This is a genomic window from Pseudomonas vanderleydeniana (genome assembly GCF_014268755.2).
GTDB classification, from domain to species: Bacteria; Pseudomonadota; Gammaproteobacteria; order Pseudomonadales; family Pseudomonadaceae; genus Aquipseudomonas; species Aquipseudomonas vanderleydeniana.
Genome location: NZ_CP077093.1, coordinates 3,973,983 through 3,996,648 on the forward strand (window position 1 = coordinate 3,973,983; position 22,666 = coordinate 3,996,648).

9 protein-coding genes are annotated in these 22,666 nt (G+C 61.9%); 4 read left to right on the forward strand and 5 right to left on the reverse strand.

The features are described from left to right. Positions 1–6: 6 nt before the first annotated feature. From HU752_RS17875 to HU752_RS17890, 4 genes are all read right to left on the reverse strand, one after another. Complete coding sequence (locus HU752_RS17875; RefSeq protein WP_186684855.1) at positions 7–1,623, reverse strand: ShlB/FhaC/HecB family hemolysin secretion/activation protein; 1,617 nt, start codon at positions 1,621–1,623, stop codon at positions 7–9. A 75-nt stretch (positions 1,624–1,698) separates the two neighbouring features. Then, on the reverse strand, positions 1,699–2,301 hold the full coding sequence (locus tag HU752_RS17880) for a transposase (protein WP_186684853.1): 603 nt from the start codon (positions 2,299–2,301) through the stop codon (positions 1,699–1,701). 318 nt (positions 2,302–2,619) lie between these two features. Then, complete coding sequence (locus tag HU752_RS17885) at positions 2,620–15,174, reverse strand: filamentous hemagglutinin family protein (protein ID WP_186684851.1); 12,555 nt, start codon at positions 15,172–15,174, stop codon at positions 2,620–2,622. A 212-nt stretch (positions 15,175–15,386) separates the two neighbouring features. After that, a complete protein-coding gene (locus HU752_RS17890; protein WP_186684849.1) occupies positions 15,387–16,568 on the reverse strand; it encodes a substrate-binding domain-containing protein in 1,182 nt (393 codons plus the stop codon). A 367-nt stretch (positions 16,569–16,935) separates the two neighbouring features. Between HU752_RS17890 and HU752_RS17895 the strand changes: the two genes are divergently transcribed. Then, complete coding sequence (locus tag HU752_RS17895; protein ID WP_186684847.1) at positions 16,936–17,577, forward strand: DUF1345 domain-containing protein; 642 nt, start codon at positions 16,936–16,938, stop codon at positions 17,575–17,577. A 159-nt stretch (positions 17,578–17,736) separates the two neighbouring features. Here HU752_RS17895 and hppD read toward each other — a convergent pair whose 3' ends face one another. Continuing rightward, positions 17,737–18,813, reverse strand: coding sequence for a 4-hydroxyphenylpyruvate dioxygenase (gene hppD / locus HU752_RS17900; protein ID WP_186684845.1), 1,077 nt, complete (start codon positions 18,811–18,813; stop codon positions 17,737–17,739). 472 nt (positions 18,814–19,285) lie between these two features. Here hppD and HU752_RS17905 point away from each other — a divergent pair, with 472 nt between their 5' ends. The 3 genes from HU752_RS17905 (at position 19,286) to gloA (ending at position 22,616) form a co-directional block, all read left to right on the forward strand. Continuing rightward, positions 19,286–20,836, forward strand: a complete 1,551-nt coding sequence (locus tag HU752_RS17905) for an EAL domain-containing protein (RefSeq protein ID WP_186684843.1) — start codon at positions 19,286–19,288, stop codon at positions 20,834–20,836. A 251-nt stretch (positions 20,837–21,087) separates the two neighbouring features. Then, the gene (locus HU752_RS17910) at positions 21,088–21,447 is read left to right on the forward strand and encodes a histone-like nucleoid-structuring protein, MvaT/MvaU family (protein WP_186684841.1); all 360 of its coding nucleotides are present in this window, start codon (positions 21,088–21,090) and stop codon (positions 21,445–21,447) included. A gap of 635 nt (positions 21,448–22,082) precedes the next feature. After that, positions 22,083–22,616: a lactoylglutathione lyase gene (gene gloA / locus HU752_RS17915; protein WP_186684839.1), complete on the forward strand. Its 534-nt coding sequence runs from the start codon at positions 22,083–22,085 to the stop codon at positions 22,614–22,616. Positions 22,617–22,666: the final 50 nt, after the last annotated feature.

Sequence of the window (22,666 nt, forward strand, 5' to 3'; positions counted from 1 at the left end):
AAAGGGTCAGAAAGTCGCCTGCACACTGAAGTGCAGGCGTGAGTCGTATTTCTGGGTGTTCGGGCCGTCGAGCAGCGGGTAGCCCCAATCCAGGCTGCCGGACAGCCATTTGCTCAGGCTGGCGCGTGTCCCCAGGCCGACACTGGCCAGGCTGTATTCGTCCTCCTGCTCGGGCAGGGCTTTTTCCAGGGTCAGGCGCGCGCCTTCGGCGAAGGCATAGAAACGCCACTCCTTGACGTAGCTGCCGACAAACCTGGCCAGCGAGGGCGTGCGCAGTTCCTGGGAAAACAGCATGCCGCTGTCGCCCGAGCGCTCGGCCGCCAGATAGCCGCGGACCGAGGTCGCGCCACCGGCGGAGAATTGTTCGTTGGAAACCAGGGGGCCGGACGCCAGTTGGAAAGACGCCTTGGACGCCGACTGCCAGTCGCTGCTGAAGGTGTAGGTGTAATTCAGGTCGCCCTTGAGCACGGTGAAGCTGGGGCTGGCGCGATAGCGCTTGTAGTCGAACTCGTCGGCGTCGCTGCCATAGCCAAAGAAGCTGCGGGTCGCTGCCACCAGGTTCAGCCCCAGGCCGAGCTGCGAGCTTTCGGTATAGCGGTAGCCGTTGTAGCCAAAGGTCAGCGGCGCGTACTTGAGCGGGATCTGGTCACTGCTGTTGCCGAACTTCAGCTCTTCCTCGAAATCCTTGAAGTCCACGCCGATGGAGAACGAGTTGGCCCAGGCACCACTGGAAGGCAAGGTGTAGATGCCCGAGACGCCATAGGAGTGGCCCTTGCCGAGCATGTTGCTGCCGCCGATGGTGGCGACGTTGCTGTCGGACTGGTAGCCGGAGAACTGCAGGGTCCAGCGTTCGGTCAGCGGTGCGCTGTAGGAGCCGGACCAGACCTTGGCGTTGCTCTGGTCCTCGGGGGCGGTGAAGTAGGTCAGCGAGACGCTGTGCCCCAGTTGCCAGAGGTTGTCGTAACCCAGGGAGGCGACTGCACGCAGCTCCTTGGTGTCGGCACTGTAGTCGTTGTTCAGCCCAAGACTGGCGTGCCAGGGGTTCTGGTCCTCGACCTGCAGGTCAACGTCCATGGTCCCGGGCCGTTGGCCTTCGCGCACCAGCGGCATGACCTGGCGACCGGCGCCCTTGTTGAGCGCCGCCAGCTCGCTCTGCACCTTGGCGAAATCCGGTACCTCACCCTCTTTCAGCGCCGGCACGTCCTCACGAATTTCCACCGGCGAATAGTGTTTGGCGCCCACCACGCGCACCCGGCCAACCTTGGTTTCGCTGACCTGCAGGAAGACGATGCCGCCCTCGACCTTTTGCTCGGGCAGTTCGACGAACACCGACTGGTACCCCTTGGCCTGGTAGACCTTCTGCAGGGCATCACGGGCGCCTTCGATATCGGTCAGGGCCTTCTGCGGACCGAGGAACGGATAGACCGCTTCCTCGATGTCCCGGGCCTGCAGTACGGTGTTGCCGCGCACGACATATTCGTTGACGTCCACCAGACGGGCCACCGGTGCCTCCTCGGCAGCCAGTGGTCCGGCCAGCAGGGCCAGGACCAGGCCCGCACCGACCGGCCAGGCACGTCGTGCCCCTGCCGGTCGCGCCGTCTCTTTGAAGAACAGATGCTCCACACCGCCCCCTTGATTCAAGAAATGGCCCCGCGCTGCCGGGGCTTCATGGCCGGGGCTGGCGCCCCTGGCGTTTGTTCAGTTGTTGGTGATCGCGACCGCCGGATGCCGTGCCAGCCAGGTGTGCAGCAGGGCGAAGTTCAGGGAGAACTCCGGCATCTGCAGCAAGGCGCCGCAGAACAGTTCACCGACGATTTTCTGGATCAGCAGCACGGCCCGCGGGTTGTCCAGCAGCGTGGCGATGTCCTTGCTCAGGACGTTGAAGTTCCAGACCTTCTGGTTCAGGTCCAGGCCGACGAACCAGCGGAACAGCAGGTTGTAGTTGAGCTGCTCGTAGAGTTGCTGCTCACCGGGCACGGAATACAGCAGTTGCAGCAGGAGAATGTGCATGACCGTTTGCGGGGCGATCAGCATCTTCGCGTCGGCAGCGGCTGCCAGCAGAACCTCGCGGTGCTCGTCGAGCAGGTCATCGATCTGCGGCCGCAACAGCACCAGCGAATGACCGGGAGGGATGTAGCTGGAGACCTCCTTCAAGGCGCCCTGCCAGTCTTCCTGGGACACGATCCAGACCCACGGCGCACCGTAGCGATAGACCGACACCGGCTTCTTGCGCGCCGCTTCGACGATCTTCGACAGGCGCTGGTCCAGCTCCTGCATGCCCACCTTCGAGTAGCGTTCCATAGTCCCCATGTCCTCCCCTCCAGCATTCCCTGCAACCGTTGGAAAACGGGGCCTGACGCCCCCTTGCCCGTTCTACATATCCAAGACAGGGCTGGCCTTGTGCTACCGAACTTTTGTCACAAAAGCTTCACTCCGCAGGAGGCATGGGGCGCAAAAACGGTGATGAACACGCTCAGAGGCAAGCACGACCCTTGTGGGAGCGGGCTTGCCCGCGAAGACGGCCTTGAGTTCGACAAAAGCTTCGCGCAGCGCTCGAAGAAACGGAGCGGCAAAAAAAGGGCGGCCACAAGGCCGCCCGAGAGGAGGAACATCCAGTGGTCACAAGGTCAGGTTGCCCCGTTCTTCATCGGTCAGGCGCAACCTGGCCTGCTCGCTCAAGGGGCCTGCGCCCAGGACCTGGACCGGACTGTCGGGGTTGTAGGCTGGCGTATGGCTGGCGCTGTCGCGGCTCGGTGTAACCGGCTCGCTGCCGAAACCCAGCACCTCGACAGTGAAGACCGACGGCCGATCCTGCTTCGAGGCCTGCTGCTGCGCCCGCGCCGCGTCTTCGGCCGCCTGGGAGGCGGCGGCACCGGCGGAACTGGCGGCCGTCATGGCTCCGGTGTTGATCGAGGCGGTCATCGGCACACCCGAGGATTTGCCCTGGGTCTGGATGTTCGCCGCATTGACCACCTGCAGGGCCGCAATGTTGACGTTGCCCGACACGCGTATCCCCGCCTCGCCGGCATCGATCGTTCCCTGTGGCGCAATCAGGTCGATGTCGCCCGGTGCGATCTCGGGAATCGGATTGAGTGTCGCGATCCCTGCCCCGGTACTCGGTACCGATGGCGACAGGGTGACGTTGCCCCAATTGTCGTAGATCCGCTTGGGCGGCGTGTAGACCACGGTGGTCTTCGAACCGCGGCCGGCGTTGATATCGCCGGCCGCCGACCAGGCCGCGATCGAACCACCGAAGGTGGTCATGATCCGGCTCTGGCCCAGCAGGATGCTGTCCAGGGAATAGAGCTGGATATTGCCGGAGCCCTGGGTGATGACCCCCGCCGTGGACGGTGGCGCCGCCCCCTCGATACCGAACACCTGGCCACCGCCCGGCGTGAGCATCTGGATATTGCCGCCGAAGTCGGTGTGTACCCCGGCCCCGCCGAACAGGGTGATATCGCCCTGGTAGGTGATCGGGTTGCCCGCCACGTCGGTCTGCGGGAACAGCAAGGCAATCGCCTCGCGACCACGAACATAGCTGCCCTGACGCGGCCCACCGACCTGGTTGTACTCGCGACCCGCCGCTTTCAGCTCGGCGAAGTAGACCTCGCGGGCGAATATCCGTTGCTGTTCCGGCGACAGGGTCGCGTAGTAGAGCCGCGCCTGTTCGGCAGTGCCGCTAAAGCCGTAACGCTCGGCCAGCCAGGCGACCAGCTCGACCTCGTAGGTCTTGGCCACCTTGCCGCCGCTCAGCGACTGGCCGGCCTGCGCCAGGTTGTCCGGGTTCAGGTAGGTCTGGACGAAACGTAGGTAGTCCACCCCATTGGCCCCGAAGCCAGCCTGCATCACGATACTGGAGCCCGGGCGGCTATCGCCGGGGACCACCGCACCGATGCTGGTGATGCTGGCCTTGTCTTCCATCAGGATGTTTCGACCGGCCGTCAGCTCCAGGGTACCCGGCCCGGCCACCGTGAAGTTGCTGTAGAGAATGTCGCGGCCGGCGGAAACGATGGAGACGTCGTTCGGGTTGTTGTGCACGAACAGGTTGCCAGTGCTGGTGTACTTGTTGATATCGGTCATGCCCGAATCACTGCTGCCCAACGCGGTACCGCTGCTGACGATATCGCGACCGGCCATCATCCAGACAGGGCCGGCGCCTTCGTACCAGGTCTGGCCGAGACGCGGGGTACCGGTCTGGAAGCTGATGATTCGACCGCTGGTGACGCCCAGCAGGTCCCCGTTGAGCGCATAGAAGCGTGAAGGGAGGCCATGTATGGGCATTTCGTTGGAGGCGGTTTCCGGACCAAAGGCGAACAGAGGCAATACCGCAGGTGCCTGGGCCAAATTGCCATCTGTCGACAGGTTATTGCCATTGACAACAACGCTGCCATTGATCAGGCCGGCAAATGCGGGGCGCCAGGGCGTTGCCATCGTTTCAGAAGCAGCGCCGGAACGGCTGACACTGAAGCCACTGGCATAGATGGAATCGCCGGCCAGAAATTGGAGTTCGCCGGTCACCGAAGGCGCCAGCAGTAATGGAGCCCTGTAATCCAGATCTTTCAGTTGACTGCTCGCGGCCTTGCCGTAATAGAGACTGCCATTCGCCGCAATAGCCCGCAGGATAGACGGATAAACCACGGCAGCATCGGTTCCTGTCCCGTCAGTGTAAGGCGTCAGGTTGCCGCCGGCCGAGAACAGATCAATCGCCGTATGTTCGGTCCACAGGCTGAACCAGCTTTGCCCCATGCCATTGACGCCACCACGACTGAAAGGTGTAGCGTTCATCGATGAAGCCCGACCTGGGTCCTGTACGTTCTGTACAACCAGATCGCCAAGGGTCGACACACTGAATGTGGCGTCACCTGGAACCAGGGTCATGCCGCCAGCCGAGATGGCACGGGTGGAACGTGTCGGGTCAAGGGCTCGCACCTCACCTGGCGCCAGAAAGCCAACGCCAATGCCATATGTCAGCGCAACACTGCCCAGCGCCGCGCCAGCCAGTTGGGCATTTCCGCGCAGATCGACCAGCATGCCGTTCTGTTGTCCCAGGACGACGTCGCTGCCGGGGTTCAGAGCGCCACCCACACGCAGGCTCAGATCGCCACCGCCAGTCATCTGTACGCTACCGTCTGCGGCAACCCGCCCCGTACTGCCGACAGCCACCACCAGCCCCTGGCTACGCGGGTTGACCGACGAAGCCAGGACCGATCCGGACAGCGGATTCAAGATGCCTGCGTCACCGGCGACCTGGACATCGACATCGCCGCCTCCCAACGTTCCGAACCCAGTGAAACCCACCATCTGGTCAGCATTGCTACCGCCCAACGCCGCGGTGTTGGTGTAGGTACCGAAGTTGATCCACCAGGCGGTTGGCTGTGCCTGCCCCCCCGTATTGACACTGCCGCTGCCCTGACGCCAGAGCCAGTTGCCAACATTGGCGGTGTCATAGCCCAGGTCAGCCGAGTTGGGCCGGCCCACGCCAGTCAAGACACGGTCCATGGTGTTACCGGTGAGATTACCGCCCACCTTGAGGATCAGGTTGCCGCCGGAGTCCGGATACCAGGCACGGTAAACGCTGGTGGCACTGCCATTGACCAGGTCCTCGTAACCGCCAAAGGCATCACCCAGGACTGTTCCGCTCGTACCTCGCGCCCTGGCCTGGTTGTAGGGATCGTTGATGGAGGTGGCTGTCGATGAATGACCAGCGGTATAGACACCATAAAGCGATTCCATTTTCAGATCGCCACCTGCCAGCAGCTCAAGATCTCCCGTACCGGTGCGGATCACGCTGAAGCGCTGGCTACCGGCGACCAACTGAGATTGACCGATCGCCTTGCAGAACGTGGGGTTTTCCGTGCAAAGCTCAGGATAACCAATGGCGTCAAAATCGATGGGTTGCCCGGCCAGGCTGGTATCACCCGCCCAGTTCAGTGAACCCTCCTCGGTCCAGACATAGCTGGTGGCGGCCTTGCAGAACGTCGGGTTGTCCGTGCATAGCCCTGGGTAACCGATGGCATCAAAATCGATGGGTTGGCCAACCAGGCTCGTATCGCCAGCCCAGTTCAGCGAACCCTCCTCGGTCCAGACATAGCCGCCCGGCTTGGCCTTGCCAAACATTCCATAGTGCGTATCCGCAAGGTGCAGGTCACCGTTGACCGGGTGTGGCCGCACGATACGGCTGTCGGCTGCCTCGGTGTCGGCGCCTGCCACCAGGCGCAGCGACCAGGACTGCGAACCTTCGGCCAGCATCGGCGCAATGGCCCAGATCTGGCCCTGGCGACCGGAAACCTCGGGACGCAGTTGTATCGACTCCACGCCCGCCAACAGTTTTACGTCGGTACCCGAAGGAATCAGGGCGCCACGGGATAGAACCTGATTCCCGTTCAGGACAACGGTCTGCTTCGTACCTGCGACGCCCGGTAGAGGCACACCCCTGGGCCAGGTCAGCGCCTTGAAGTTGGCCGCCATCGGAAGAATGCTGCCGGCATCCAGTTGTGTACCCGCCGCCAAAGTCTGCGACTGGCTCAACAACGTGCCGGCGGCGAACAGGACATTGCCCGAGGCATCGCGTACGTCTGCCGCCAAAACAGTTCCAGCCGGCAACGACAGAGCCTGATCGAGTACCGCCGACACCGGCAGACGGGTTCCAGATGCCAGTTGCAAGCCCTTTATCGGCAAGTCGTAGTTCAGAGTGACGCCACCCGGGAAAGTCGTGCCATCGGCCAGCGTCACTCCGGCACCCGGAACGACAGTATCGCCGCCATTGATGTCGATGCCTGGCAGCAAGGTCCAGCCCTTGTCGTCCTGAGTCGCTGGTGGCGGAGCGAACCCATCGTTGATACTGCCGTAGATATTCAGGTCGCCACCTGCCCGGAAGGTCAGGCTGCCGACTTCACCCGAACCGTAGACCCCGGTCTTCCGGGTGTTCGGATTCACACTGGCATAGCGATAGCCCGACAGGTCGATATCACCTTGCACCACCAGGTCGCCGTCCGGCGTCGCGCTGACGATCTCCACCCCGGGACGCAGATGGAAGGCGTCGGCGTAGGTGGCGTTGTTCAGGCCCGCCAGCTTGCCCTGCATCAGGCTGCTATTGGCCAGGGCCGCATTGATGAACGCGGTGCTCTGCAGGTGCTTGGCGTCCAGGTAGGCCTGGTCGATGATCTGGTAGGGACGGCCGCTGGCCGCCGGGTCGGTACCGTAGGCCGCATCGTCATAGCGCCAGGTACCGTTGACGGCAATCGAGCGTGCCCCCTGGATGGTCAACGGGCCGCTGGCATCGATGGCAATATCGCCGCCGGTGACGCCGCCCAGGCGCGGAGCGTTCAGTTCCAGGGTGCCACGAGCGCGGCCATCGTTCTGTCCCGGCAGGTTGCCCAGGGCCACATCGGTGCCGTGGCGCAGGTCGATACGCGCACCACTGCCCAGGGTCAACTGCCCATTACCCGAATTGAGTTCGACGATCGCCCGGTTCGGCGAATCGATGATCTTGCCGTAGCTGTCGACCCGCAGGCGGGTGCCGTGGGCATCGAGTACCGCACTGCCATCAAGGGTCAGGCCATTCTTCGCCGACAGCCGAATACTGCCGACCCGCTCACCGCTCGCATCGACGGTGCCGTTCACACGCAGGCTGCCGTTGTCGATGGAGACGGTCACGTCCCCCGCCTTGAGTCCGTCGCCAATGGTCAGGTCACCCTGCTTGAGCTGGAAGCTGCGCGAGCCCGTGACCTGCCCGTCGTTCAGACGCTGGTTGAGGGCGGCGAACTGTTCAGTGAGCGTCCCTGTCGTACCCAGTCGTTGGGCCTGGATCTCGACACCCCCAGCCGTGTAAGGCATCAGGGTGCCGCCCGCGTCGTAATAGCCGCTGCTGGAACCCAGGATTCGCCCCTGCAGGTCAACGATGCCGGCCAACGCATCCAGGGCCACCGCACTCAGGGTTCCGGCCTGGTTGTACTTGGCCGACAGATCGATACGCGAGCCCGAGGCCTGATGGATATTGCCGTTGCGACTCTCCAGCTTGACGCTGCCACCCCAGCCGTACTTGGTCACATCGTTGAAGACGATGGCCCGCCCGGCCACGTCGATCAGTGCGTCATCCGTCAACACCACATCGCCGGTCGCCCCCAGGCTGACCTTGCCACTGGGCAGGACCACGGCGCTGGCCAGGCGGATGCTGCTGCCCTGCAGGGCCAACTCGGCGCCCTGCCCCTTCACCTCGCCAACGACGGCCCCCGACGACGAGACATCGATCGCACCACCGGCAGTGATGCGGTTCACTGAACCTGCCTCCCCGGTCATCAGTGGTGTCAGGATGTTCAGGTTGCCGCCGCTGTACTGGAAGCCCTTGCCCGCCTCGTAGGCGCCCTGGCTCTGGTAGACCGAAAGACTGCCCTTGTGGTTGGCGGTGATGCGCTCGCTGGCATTGAGATTGACGTTGGTGAAACCCAGTACCAGGCGGTCGAAGCTTTTCACGGTATTGGGCTGGGCGAAGTCGCCGTAACCGAACTCGATGCGTTCGGCCTTGATATCCAGGCGTCCGCTGCCGGTTCCCGCCCCACCGGCGATCACCGAACCGGCCGGTTTGTCCGAACCCTGCCAAATCAGGTTGGCGGTATGAATGGTCGCCACGTCTGCGGCGCCACCCGCACCATAGATGGCCGGAGTGGACAGCATCAGATTGCTCAGGCGCGACTTGCCAGTCTGTGCGTCATAGGTATCGAGCGTCGTGGTGCCGTAGAAGTTGAACGCATCACGGGCCGACAACTGCAAGGTTTCCAGGGCTGGAGCGCCATACTGGCTATCGCCCTTGAGCAAACGATCGAGCACAGCCTGGTTGAGTGTCAGGCCGGAAGGCAGCCGGCCGCCGGTTGCCGCCCCCAGCAGGGCCTCGGGGCTGCCCACGTTGATATTGTTCAAGGCGAGTGTCAGGTGACGAGTCCCATAGCGAACCTGGTCATCCAACTGGAAGTCGCCACTGGTTGCCGCAACGATACTACCTTGCGAATAGAGTTCAGTATGCCCCGCGCAGGGTGCGCTGGTACATTTGCCAATCAGGATACCGCCACCTTGGGTATCTTCGAGTAACTGAACATTCAGCAACCCGTTGGACACCGCCAGCATGTTGGCAACGCTGTAGATGAAGCCGTCCCGCGCATCATAAGCTGCATTACCGTGCCCCAGGGCATTGATCGAGGCACCTTGCTCCAGAACGATGTCCCCGGTGCTGCTCACCAGGAATACTTCAGGCGCGGACAAGGTGGCACCGTCACGCAAGACAATACTTTTCGACGTATTCGACATCTGGATGATGTTGCCACCCTGACCGTACAAGACCGTCGCCAGGCCGCCGATGGTCAGTCGTGCGGCGGCCAAGGAGTTGAGGCTTTGCGCATCCAGTGTTACACCATCGAATTGTGGCGTGGCCTGTTGCCCAGCGCCGACGATTTCAATCTGTGCGCCTCCGTTGCCCAGCACCGCAACCGTTCCGCCATACCCTCCGGGTGCCGCCTCGAACTTGCCGATACCCTCGAAGGAGAAGGCATTCTCACCGCCCCCCTTGAGCAGATCCAGTTTGAGTGTCTTGGCATCGGCCGCCAGCATGGCCCGGGGTACACCCAGCCGTACGGCATCCGCCAGTGCGAATTGGGCGTAGCTGGTCTCGTTGTACTGTGAATATCGGCGCAGAACGTCGCCAGAGGTCAGGATGATCTGGCTGGCGACCGCATTGTTGATGCCGGTGTTTGCGATCGACAGTCGACCCGAAGTCGCCCATGAGCCGTTGTTCAGCAACTGGGTGATGCCTGTCGACCCGCCGCTGGCCAAACCATTGAGTTCGACACGGAATGCGCCTGGCAACAGGGCATAAGTCGAAGGCATCAGGGTATAGGTGCCCGCCGCCAGGCCAGGCACGCCTGCGCCGATGGTGATCTGCTGCCCCAGCATCGGATCGACGGCACCACCCTCGGGAGCGATGGGAGCATACCCCGGCTGCACGCCAGGCACGATGGCATAGATCGGGTTGGTCGCCAGCCCCGGCAGGGTGAACGAACCATCCGCGCCGATTTGCACCAGGGGGTTGAAGCGCGCATCGGTAGAGCCACCGCGGCCGGAGATGAAACCGGCACCCAGCAGGTCGCCTCCACCGGAAAGGTCCAGCGTTGCGTCAGGCAGTACCGCAACGGACTGGCCGCCCAGGGAGACACCGACCTGCAACCCGGCGTTGTTCGTCGGTGTTCCGCCCTGTCCCAGGAACACCACTTCCTTGCCGGCGTAACGGTAGGTCTGACCATCGAAGGTACCACCGTAGGGTAGAACCAGACCCTTGCCGCTGACCGAAGTCAGGCTGCCCGGCATCAGCTTGACGCTGGTGGTACGGCCGATGAGGCTGTCTGGAGCCGAAGTGCCAATCTCGAGCAACCCCAAAGGCGCGCGGACCACCCCGCCCTGCACGATGTTCGCTGCCGTCAGTTGCAGATAACCGAAGGCCGAATAGGGAATGGCCGGCGCTGCGTCGGAAGTCCTGGCAATGGTCAGGGTGCGAGCGGGGTCGAACAGCATCCCATTGCTGTCCTGACCCCAGCCATAGCCGGCCACGACTCGTGCACCAACGCCAGTACCGGGATAGATCTGCGCTGCGCGAAGCGTCATGTCGCCCTGCGTCAGCAACTGTGTATTGATACGTTTGACGATCGCATCCTCCACGGTACCGGCCAGGAAGCGCAGATCACCTTGACTGTTCAGGTCAACCCGGTCAAAACCTCGACGCTCGAAGTCGGCCAGTGCCCCATTTGCCTGGCGAATACTGGTCTTGGTGCCGAAAACCACACTGCCACGCACATCGAGTATCGACGAGTTCGTGGTGAAGATCGCCTGGGTCGCGCGCTGGGAGGGGTTACCCTTGGCAGGCAGTATGGGGCTGGTATACAGGTCCCGCGAGTCGGGCTTGGCCAGCAGGCCACCGAGCAAGAGATAGGGAGCCGACAGGTTCACATGCGAGCGATCGGCGGCCCCTTCGGTCATCGCCAGGGCCCCGCTATACAGCCGCAGGCTCTGCCCCATGTTCAACGAGACGTCACCGTCGAAACTGATCAGGCCGTTACTGAGCAGCGCCAGATTGTCGAAACCACCGGCACCGACCTGGTCCACACCCAGTGCACCGTGGCCATAGGACAACGAGCCGGCGGCGCCCTCTGGCGTATCTGCCAGGGCCACGGACTGCCGAGTCTGGCCGATCACCAAGTCGCGAACCTGCAGAACCCGGTCAGTGACCGAACTCTTGAGATAACCGGGGGTTTCCAGGGCAACCGACAAGGTGCCACCCGCCGCACCGACACCGCCGGCACGGGCATTGAAGCTGCCATCCAGGTACAGGCCGTTATTGGAGGCAAAGGCAATGCTGCCACCGTTGCTGGCGACCAGGGTGCTCCCCTGCCCGGGAATATCGAGCAGGGCCTGGGTGCCCGATGCTTCCAGTCGGGCCCCCTCACGCACCACCACGAACAGATCCGCAGCCTTGGCGATACCGGTCACCGGATCCAGATCACCACCGATGCTGATCTGCCCACCATTACGTACCACGCCATAGGTTCTGCCAGCCGCATCGGTACCCGTCGCCGCGCGCGCGGCGACATCGATCAAGGCATGCTCGCCCAGCCATATGGAGCGACCGTGGCCGATGGCATTGACCTTGTCGACATCCTGATCGGCCGGTTTGATTCCACCCAGGCTGACCTTGCCGCCCCAGGCATTGAGCGTCCCGTCCAGGGTCAACTGACCGATACTGTTGAGTGCAATGGACTGGCCCGGATCAACCGAAATGACCGCACCGCGTCCCACGGTCAAGGCCGTATTGGCCATATCCGCAGCGGCGCTTTGGACGGTGCCGGCATTCAGGCTCAGGCTGGCACCCTTGCGCTGTGTCAACACCCCCTTGGCAGCGTCGTTCTGGTAAAGCTCCGGTGTCCAACGCTCCAACAGTGTCGCTGGAGAGGCTCCGGACGGTGTATCGCCGGCCTGCTCTCCAAGCCGATAGACCGGCATGGTCACAGCGACCTGGGTATTGTCGGTGACCGTCAGCCCCTGATTGCCGGTGATGTCATAGGCCGAGAACCCCTTGTTGAAGAAGTCGCCAGCCAATTGCAGGGTACCGGCAGCTGTCGGTGTCGGGCTGTTGCCGATCTGTACCTTGCCGGCCTGCAGTTTCAGGGTGCCGCCACCATTGACGCCGTAGCCGCGCAGTTCGCCGTCGAGCGTCAGGTTGCCCACGGCGGTGGAGTTGCCCAGGTTGGCAGCGAGGGTGACATCGCCTCCCTTGCCACCGCTGAGCTTGCGATTGTTGAGGATAGCGGCCCCCGAGGATACATCGACCAGGCTGCCAGCCCGAAACATCACGTCACCAGAGCTACGCAGTGAAACCGAACCGCCATTGATATAGGGCAACCGACTGTTGTCGCCATCCAGTGCCAGGTTGCTCCACAGTCCACTGGTATCGAGTTTCATGCCTGTTGCGATATCAACCACGGCCTTCTGGCCGGTCGGAGGCTGAATGATCTGATCGATCAGGCCCTGAGTCGGGTTTGCCGAGCTCACCTGATTGAGCACGTTGCCCAGGCGCAAGCTGCCGGAATGGGCTGTCAGGTTGGCATTGACCCGCACCTGCGGCCCGTACAGGGTGATATCCCCGCCATTGCCTACTGTCAGGTCACCGTTGACCTGGATCTGCTGCTTGGCCGCCACCTTGATGGCGCCGAGCTGGAAGCCGTTGAGCTGGTCGCTGTCGAGGTACATCGTGCCCTGGCGATTGGCGGGCAAGGCAGTGTCCAGGTCCAGTCCGGCGGCGATCTGCTCGACGCCCTCGCCGATCTGTACCTGGTCCGCCATGGCATCCAGGCTGTAGCGCAAGGTCCCCGTCGTCTTGTCATAGATCGGCGTGTACTTGCCGAATATCAGCTGCGCCCGCTGGGGAACGGCGTTGCGCGATTGCTGGTAACCATCGAGGTTGAGATTGGGCGCCAGGTTCTGGCGGTCGCCCTTGAACACCTCACTGACAATCTGGCCTTCCAGCACCGCATTGCTGGTACCGATCACCAGCTTGCCGGCATCGCGGCCCACGGTGTAGCCCGATTCATAGCGCTGTTGCTGGGCGATCATCGGGTTGTAGAAATACTCGGTCTGCCCCCAGCGGGCACTGCTGGACTCGAAGCCCTTGTAGATCCCCGAATAGAGAATGTCTCCGGGAGCCCGGGACAGTTCATACAGGCGACCATCGGGCCCCTTGAGCCAGGTCTGCTGGATGTAGCCGGCCTGCACGTCGACGGTACCGCCGGACAGGTTGAGCTGCGCGCCCTGCTGGGTCACCACATCCTTGCCGGTGAAGGTCAAGGTACCGCCCTGGGCCATCCACTCGCCAATGCTGTGACCCTGGGTACCCAGATACCCGCCCACTTCCAGCAGGCCGCCTGCCGTGTACCAGCGGTCGGTGGCATAGCCGTTGGTGCCGGCCGGGACGAATACCAGCTCACGCAGATCGACCCAGACATCGTTGTTGATCAGCTTGCCGCCGTCACGGTTGACCGGCGCATCGCGTTGCTCGTTACCCTGCACGTTGATCTTGATGTTGTTGGACTCCATCGAGACCTTCACGCCGACCGCGCCGGAAACGTCGACCACCGCGCCATCACGCACCAGGCTGCGCTGGGCAGCGCTGACCGCCACCTGGCCACCGGTGGCAAGCGTGATGGAGCCGTTCTGGAAGTCGACGTTGCCACCACTGACAATCTCGATCCGCGACTGATCGGTGCGATCACTGACCGTGCTCAGGTTGTTGAAGAACCCTGTGATCAGGGTGTTCGGCAAACCGTCGAGGCCGCTCAGGCCGTTGTTGCGCTGGCTGTCGAGGGCCGTGGTATCGGTGTTTTCCAGCAGGATCGCGGTGGTGCTGCCCTGCCCCAGGGTCACGCTGCCAGTGGTATCGGTGGCGGAGTTGAGCAGGTGGATGGTGCCCCGGGTGTCGACCGAGGTGCTGGCCAGCGCCACACCGTTCTGTTGCACCTGGTGCCCGGTCAGGGTGATGTCGCCGGTGGAGGCCATGATCAGGCCGCTGTTGGTCACCTTGCCGGCGGTACTGCCGGCTTTGAGCGAAGTCGCCACCTCATTGCCACGGGTGGTCGAGCGCTGGTTGCTGCTGGTACCGACACCGCGCCGGATGTAGAAGCTGTCACCCGCGGCCAGGGTGGTCTGGCCCTTGGCGGTGACGATGGTCCCGGCGTTCTCCACCTCGGAGCCGAGCAATAGCGCATAACCGCCGGACTCGGTCGAAGAGGTGGGCGCCAGGGTCTGGATGATCGCCCCGCGCTGCACCTCGACCTTGCCTGCCGCATCGGTGAAGGTCGGCTGGGTGCCATTGGTGTCGACGTAGATGCCCCGCTGGGTGAACTGATCGTCGGTGATGGTTGCGGCAGCGGCCACCAGGTTGCGCACGTTGACCTGGCTGGAACCGCTGAAGACCACACCGTTGCGATTCATGATCATCACGGTGCCATTGCCCTTGACCTGGCCCTGGATCTCGCTTGGGCGTGCCAATGGGTCGTTGACACGGTTGAGCACCGCCCAATTCGACTGCTGCTGGAAATCCACCGTGGTGTTGCGCCCGACGTTGAAGGTTTCCCAGTTGAGAATCGCCTTGTCGGCGGTCTGCTCGATGGTCACGGTGGTCTTGCCACCGGCTTGCGTCTGGGTCGGCGCCTTGGCGTTGAGCCAGCCCTGGGTCAGGCTGTTGTCGACCTGCAGGCCGCCCTTGCCCAGCCCATCGGGGATATTGCTCAACTGACCGAGCGCTGCCTGGCGACCGGCAGCCTGGGCCGCCTGCTGGGCGGCGATGGCGGCCACGGTGCTGTTGAGGTTGCTGATCGAGCGCTGCAGCTGCTGGTTGGCACGACCCTGCTCCGCCAGGGTCGGGATACCCGGGATCTGCCCACTGTTGTTGCGCGCTGCGGTGGCGGACAGGTTGGCCCCCTTGTTGGTGAACCAGGCCGAGCTGAACGCCGTCTCCGCCTGGGCACTGCCAGCCACCATCAACAGGGCGATGGCATGGGCCAGGGGCTTGAGCCGCAGGATCGAGGAGGCGTCGTCGTGACGCCGGGCGTTGAGTCTTGCCGAGGGTTTGCAGCGCAGCATCACTAAATCCTTTTCAAATCGTGCAAAGGGCTGCAACGCATGACCCGATCGGTGACGGGGCGTTGCTCATTACCGGATAGGCGGTTACAGGAGGTCGCGACCGAACTCCTGTCATGGAAAATTCATCTGATGGGAGTAGCGCTCCCGCACGCAAAAAATCAGCAACGGCAGGGCCGTTGCTGATCGGGTGTTGCCAGTCGTTCAAGCGAGGGTTACAGCGGACGACCGATGGTGTTGCAGACGCTGGTGTTGCCGATGGCCTGAGCGCTGGTGGCGGTCAGGAAGCTGCCGCGAATGGCCACTTTCCATGCAGCTGGCAGCGGCACGAAACGGTTGGCAGTGATGGCGGCGTCGTTGTTGGTGGCAGCAGTGGAGCCGTAGTGACGGGTGAAGAAGTCACGGACTTGGCTGGTCTGCGTAGCGTCGGCGTAGCACTGGCTGAACACCAGGTTGGTGAAGCCCAGGATGGGGTAACCCGAGGATGGGTAGGCCACGACGCTTGGGTCGGTCGAGCTGGCGGCAGCAGCGAAGACAGGTACCCAGGCGTTGGGGTTGGAGCGGTTGGCGGCGGCAGGGACCGGTACGGCAGCGATAGCGGCCGATACGTTGGCAGGCGCTGGAGACAGGCCGTTGATCTGGGCAACCTTGGTGGCGTCATCCAGGCCAGCGAGGGTGGTCGCGGCGAAGTCCGGGCTCATGTAGGTGATACCACCAGCGGTGGAGTTCAGTGCAGTCATCACGCCCTGGCTACCAGTGGCCGAGACGGCGCCGGCTGGCAGGCCACCCGAGAAGCTGGTGCCAAAGGTGGTAGTGATAGCGAAGGTACCGCCTTCAGTGGCGCTCGAGCACTTGGCATTCAGGAAGCGGGTGAACAGCTCGGTGGTACCACTGCTTTCGCTGCGATAGACCAGCTTGATCGCGCCGGTACGACCGGAACCGGTGACGGCATCCCAGGTTTTCAGACGGCCGGAGAACACGCCGCACAGTTGATCGACGCTCAGGTTCAGGTTGGTGGTACCTGCCTGGTTGAACGGAATGGCAACCGAAGTGGCAACCGATGGAACCTGGATCAGCGGGCCCCAGGCAGCGCCGTGAGCGGTAACGTAGCCATCCAGCTCAGCCTGGGTCAGTTTCGAGTCGCTACCAGCCCAGTGTACGTTCTTGCCGGTGGTGCCAGCCACGAACTTGGTGTAGTCGTTGTTCAGGAAGGCTGCCTTGCCTGCGCCGCTGCCTACGCCGATGTAAGGAGCGAAACCGGCAGTCAGCACGCCGGAAGTCTGGTACAGGGCTTGTGGCAGAGTAGCACCGCCGCCGTTGAGGTCAGCCATCGCGGCTTGTGCGGTGCACAGGGCGGCGAGAGTCAGGGAAACTGCCAGAGCGTTGCGCTTAAACATGAAGAATCTCCTTTCGTCGTGTTCGTACGTTGAGGTTGCTCGTTCGTGACGCCATGGCGCTCGAGGCGTCGCCTTAGTTCCAGACGACTTGTGGGCTGAGGCCATGACGCAGAAGTTCTCAACTTCCAGTGACAGATAAAGGAAAAAACCTCGGGTGAATGCGATTGATTTTCAAATTATTTATCGGGTGTTTTCGCTGTTTTTACTGCAAGTTCGCGGTATTTTTCGGGAGTGGCAAAGAGCCCTACGCTACAGGCGACAGGAAATGGGAAGCAACTTTGCGGATATGACAGAACAAGGAACCCGAGTTCTAAAGTGACATCACCTGCTAAGGTGCAATAAATCTAGAAACTTCAGGCCTTCTTCAATGCCCCATCTCGCCCGAACCCACCCACGCCTGACCATCGCCACCCTCCTCGGCCTGGCTGCCGGTGCTCTGGTGCCGATCAGCCCGGTACTGACCAAGGTGCTCATTGGCTGGAATACAGCCGTCTGGACCTACCTGGTCATGATGCTGTGGCTGACGACACGCTCCAGCGCGCAAGACGTGCAGCGGTTCGTCGAACGCGAGGATGAGAATGCCGGGACGGTGCTGCTGATCGTGTCGATCGCGGCGATTGCCAGCCTGGCGGCGATTACGGTTGAACTGGCCGGTGGCAAGAACCTGGATGTGCATGCCCGTGCCTGGCACTACGCGTTCACCGGCCTGACGGTACTGGGCTCATGGCTGCTGATCGGGGTGATCTTCAGCGTGCACTACGCGCGACAGTTTTATCTGTCGGATGAAACGGACCCGCCACTGCGTTTTGCCGATGGCGAGAAACATCCGGACTACTGGGACTTCCTGTACTTCTCTTTCACCATCAGTGTGGCGGTACAGACGTCGGATGTCGGGGTGGCGACTCGGGGGATGCGCCGGGTGGTGTTGGCGCAGTCGCTGATCGGGTTTCTGTTCAATACGGCGATACTGGGGTTTTCGATCAATATTGCGGCGGGGTTGTTTGGCTGAGAAGTCCAACTTGTAACGCCCAACTTGTGGGAGCCGGCGGTCCGGCGCCCCGGTTCATCCGCGAAGAAGCCCTTGAGGCCGCCAGAAGCTTCGCGGATGAATCCGGTTCCCACAGGTACATACCAGCCCCCACAGGCCTATTGCCCGTGGCTGCCAGGATTACTCGGTGGTCAGCACGCCACGACGAATCTGGTCACGCTCGATCGACTCGAACAACGCCTTGAAGTTGCCCTCGCCGAAACCATCGTCGCCCTTGCGCTGGATGAACTCGAAGAACACCGGCCCCATCAGGGTTTCCGAGAAGATCTGCAGCAGCAGGCGCTTGTCGCCCTCCTGCGAGGCACCGTCGAGCAGAATGCCGCGCGACTGCAGTTCCTGCACCGGCTCGCCATGGTTCGGCAGGCGGCCTTCGAGCATCTCGTAGTAGGTGTCCGGCGGTGCGGTCATGAAGCGCATGCCGATCTTCTTCAACTGGTCCCAGGTCTTGACCAGGTCGTCGGTGAGGAAGGCCACGTGCTGGATGCCCTCGCCGTTGAACTGCATCAGGAACTCTTCGATCTGCCCCGAGCCCTTCGACGATTCCTCGTTGAGCGGAATCCGGATCATGCCATCCGGCGCGGTCATCGCCTTGGAGGTCAGGCCGGTGTACTCGCCCTTGATGTCGAAATAGCGGATCTCGCGGAAGTTGAACAGCTTCTCGTAGAAGTTCGCCCAGTAGGCCATGCGCCCGCGATAGACGTTGTGGGTCAGGTGATCGATGATCTTCAGGCCCGCCCCTTTCGGATTGCGGTCGACACCGTCGAGGTAGACGAAGTCGATGTCATAGATCGAGCTGCCCTCGCCGAAACGGTCGATCAGGTACAGCGGCGCGCCGCCGATGCCCTTGATCGCCGGCAGGTTCAGCTCCATCGGGCCGGTGGCGATGTGGATCGGCTGGGCCCCCAGTTCCAGGGCACGGGAATAGGCTTTCTGCGCGTTTTTCACCCGGAAGGCCATGCCGCACACCGACGGGCCATGCTCGGCGGCGAAGTACGAGGCTTCGCTGTGCGGTTCGTTGTTGAGGATCAGGTTGATCGCGCCCTGGCGATACAGGTGCACGTTCTTGGAGCGGTGGGTCGCAACCTTGGTGAAGCCCATGATCTCGAAGATCGGCTCCAGCGTGTTCGGGGTCGGCGATGCGAATTCGATGAATTCAAAGCCCATCAGGCCCATCGGGTTTTCAAAGATATCTGCCATGGTGGCGCCTCATCCTATCAATCAAGTAACGGTCGGTTAGTTGCTGTCGATGCGGACGCTGGAGGGTGGCGCGCAGGAAATCCCCCGCACGCTGCGGGCAAGGAAGTCGCCATAGATCAATTTGAACCCGAGTATCTTCATTGCAACCCAGTCTCTCAGGGCGAAGCTTCTGTCGCCAGAAGACATTATTCTTATATGCGTAAGTAGATTCTACATGGCGTAAACCGTTTTGTCCGTATCACTTTTCACTTCCTGTTCTGGCAACGCTGAAAACCATAGGTTCGCATCGGTCGACGTCAGCCAGGATCGACAGGCTACCCCGCCGCAGGACTCTGCGCGGTTGCTCCCCCATCGGGACCAAGCCGCTGGCAAACCGCGGCAACAACCCCTGAACGTGCGAATGCCACAGCCCCGGCTATCCTGCGAGAAGCAGTGCCACCCACCGTTTTTTCCTGCCCAAACAGGTCCCTCCATGCCACTCACCGTCAAAGGCCGCCCCTGGCCTGCCCGCTATGGGCTGAATCTGCTGATCGGCCTGCTGCCGATCGTTTCGGGTATCACCCTCCTGCACTGGCAGGCCGATCGGGCGCTGAACGCCAATACCCGGGAAACCGCCGGGGATGCCCTGAAGCAGTTCGAGCTGATGCTCGACAACGCCGAACTGGCCGCCCATGCCATCGTGCCGCTGGCCGGCCGGCCCTGCGCCCAGGTGGAACTGGCCCTGCGTGAACAGGTCACGCGCCGTCCCTTCGTCCGCGCCGCCAACCTGGCCTGGAACAACAACCTGTACTGCACATCACTGTTCGGCCCCTACCAGGAAGCCGTCGACCCGGCCAACTATGTCGCCGGCAGTCTCTGGCTGATGAAAGGCAACCCGGTGACGCCCCATTCAGCCTTGCTGGCCTATCGACTGGCCCAAGGCAATGGCGCGGCGATCATCAGCATCGACGGCTATCACCTGAGCAACCTGCTGCACCTGATGGGTCGCGAAACCGGGCTGATCCTGCAAGTGGGCAGTGCCTGGACCTCCAGCCAGGGCCAGATCCTGGATGGCAAGGCCCCGGCCTTCCCGGTGGCGCCGACCACCCTGCGCTCCAGCCGCTTCCCATTCAGTGTCAGTGCCGGCTTCTCCAAGGGAGAGACCTGGCGCTACATCGGCCGCGAGTATCGGGAGCTGCTCGCCCTGTTGCTGGTACTCGGCCTGCTGGCCGGCATCACCACCCGCTGGCTGCAACAGCGCTCGAGCGCGCCCAGCCACGAGTTGCAACGGGCGCTCGAAGCCAGGGAATTCATTCCGTATTTCCAGCCGGTGGTGCGCAGCGACACACTGAGGTGGTCCGGCCTCGAAGTGCTGATGCGCTGGAATCATCCTCGCGAGGGTCTGGTGCGTCCGGACCTGTTCATTCCGTTCGCCGAACACTGCGGCCTGATCGTGCCGATGACCCGCTCGCTGCTGCAACAGACCGCTGCCCTGCTCGCCCCGCATTCGGCGTTGCTGGAGCCCGGTTTTCATGTCGGCGTGAACATCACCGCCCAGCATTGCCATGACCTGCAACTGGTGCAGGATTGCCGGGAGTTCCTGGCCGCCTTCGCTCCAGGGCAGATCAGGCTCGTGCTGGAACTGACCGAACGCGAACTGATCGAACCGGGCGACGTCACCCACCAGCTGTTCGAACAATTGCACGACCTGGGCGTCATGGTCGCCATCGATGATTTCGGCACCGGCCATTCCAGCCTCAGTTACTTGCGCGAACTCAACGTCGACTATTTGAAGGTCGACCAGAGTTTCGTCGCCATGATCGGTGCCGATGTGCTGTCACGACATATCCTCGACAGCATTATCGACCTCAGTCTCAAGCTGGAATTGGGTATTGTCGCCGAAGGCGTGGAAACAGCCGAGCAACGCGACTACCTGGCCAATCGCGGCGTCGATTTCCTGCAAGGCTATCTATTTGGCAAGCCGCTGCCGGCTTCGGAGTTTTTCAATAGCCTGAAACGTCAGGCCGGCGATAACGTCGATTAGAACCTCGGCACAAAGATAACGATTCAATCCCGGTAACATCTGTTGCCCCGCGCATATGATTTACTCTTGGACAAATAACTACTACACTTTTCCTGCCTGCAGTAAATCGACGGGAAGGCCTCTGGCTTATGAATAATGGTCCGCGGCATTCCGGGCGTTACCGACAACGCCCGAGCGGATCGACTGCAGCGCCGGCTTGTCTCTTTCGTTACCGGTTGCCCGCAACCAAATAGACCATTGGAGTAAGAACCTTGTCCAAACTCGCTGAGTTCCGTGCCGCAGAAAAAGCCCTTCAAGAACAACTCGCCCAACTCGAAGCCCTGAAGAACGATGCCGGGCTCAAGAAGGAAATCGAATTCGAGAAGAAGCTTAACGACCTGATGACGAACTACGGCAAAAGCCTGCGGGACATCATCGCCATTCTCGACCCCCAGGCCAGCACCGGCAAGGCTGCCCAGGCGCCCAAGCAGCGCCGCGCCCGCGTGGTCAAGGTCTATCAGAACCCACACTCGGGCGAACTGATCGAGACCAAGGGCGGCAACCATCGTGGCCTCAAGGCCTGGAAAGAACAGTACGGTGCCGCCACTGTTGACTCCTGGGTGCGCAGCTAATTACCCAGGTGACAAAACAAACCCTGCTTATGCAGGGTTTTTTTATGGATATAACCCTATTCCACTGATTGTCCTACACGCCAGCCCATCGAAACACCGGCAACGGACAAGCATCACCCACACGACAGATACAGTTCAAAAGAGTTCAACCCTGTCAAAACTTTCATATCCCATCAATTAATGACAGTTTGCCAGTAACTAACGAGGGCGGCAGACATATCGATTAATCCATCCCCCCGGCCATTTGCTTGTAAAAAATCTCACACAGGCTTGACTGAACGGTCACACCTCTTGGCGCCGGTCGGATAAAAATCAGCACCAGCGGCCTTTCACATTTTTTTCACATCGACTCTTACAGGATGAAGGCTGCTAAAGGACTAGCGCCCCAATGCCCGCTTCGGCGGGCTTCTTTATGCCTGCGATATTTATCCGGCAGTTCTTCATATAACTTCTCAAGCTACTGAAGTAGCCCGCTATTACCTTTCGATTTGAGCAACCTTCTAGAATGCGGGTCGAAGGGATTTGGAGCTTGAGTCCGGTTTCCGTATCATCCCTTTCCCACAAGGTCCGAAGCCAGCCTGTCTAGACAGGGCTTCCATCAGCGACCGCCGTTCCATTATCTTCGCGGAGAGCCTATGAGCCTGCACGACCTGAACACCTTTCCTGGCGTTACCGCCCAACCCGACAGCGCCACCCAGGGCTTCGTGTTCAACCACACCATGCTGCGCGTCAAGGACATCACCCAGTCGCTGGACTTCTACACCCGGGTACTGGGTTTCTCGCTGGTCGAGAAGCGCGACTTCCCCGAGGCCGAGTTCAGCCTGTACTTCCTGGCCCTGGTCGACAAGGCGCAGATCCCGGCCGATGCCGCGGCACGCACGCAATGGATGAAGTCGATTCCCGGCATCCTGGAACTGACCCACAACCACGGCACCGAAAACGACCCGGACTTTGCCTATCACAACGGCAACACCGACCCGCGCGGCTTCGGCCACATCTGCATCTCGGTACCGGACATCCGCGCCGCCTGCGAACGCTTCGAGGCCCTGGGCGTCGAGTTCCAGAAACGCCTGAGCGACGGTCGCATGAAGCACCTGGCCTTCGTCAAGGACCCGGATGCCTACTGGGTTGAAATCATCCAGCCAACACCGTTGACCGACGTCGAGTAAAACGCCCTGAACGCAAAAGCCCCATGAATCGATGATCCATGGGGCTTTTT

What these genes read in the sequence shown, in the direction of transcription:
- HU752_RS17880 (WP_186684853.1), bottom strand. Translation starts at nt 2,301, where the DNA reads ATGGAACGCTACTCGAAGGTGGGCATGCAGGAGCTGGACCAGCGCCTG.
- HU752_RS17885 (WP_186684851.1), bottom strand. Translation starts at nt 15,174, where the DNA reads ATGCTGCGCTGCAAACCCTCGGCAAGACTCAACGCCCGGCGTCACGAC.
- HU752_RS17890 (WP_186684849.1), bottom strand. Translation starts at nt 16,568, where the DNA reads ATGTTTAAGCGCAACGCTCTGGCAGTTTCCCTGACTCTCGCCGCCCTG.
- HU752_RS17895 (WP_186684847.1), top strand. Translation starts at nt 16,936, where the DNA reads ATGCCCCATCTCGCCCGAACCCACCCACGCCTGACCATCGCCACCCTC.
- hppD (WP_186684845.1), bottom strand. Translation starts at nt 18,813, where the DNA reads ATGGCAGATATCTTTGAAAACCCGATGGGCCTGATGGGCTTTGAATTC.
- HU752_RS17905 (WP_186684843.1), top strand. Translation starts at nt 19,286, where the DNA reads ATGCCACTCACCGTCAAAGGCCGCCCCTGGCCTGCCCGCTATGGGCTG.
- gloA (WP_186684839.1), top strand. Translation starts at nt 22,083, where the DNA reads ATGAGCCTGCACGACCTGAACACCTTTCCTGGCGTTACCGCCCAACCC.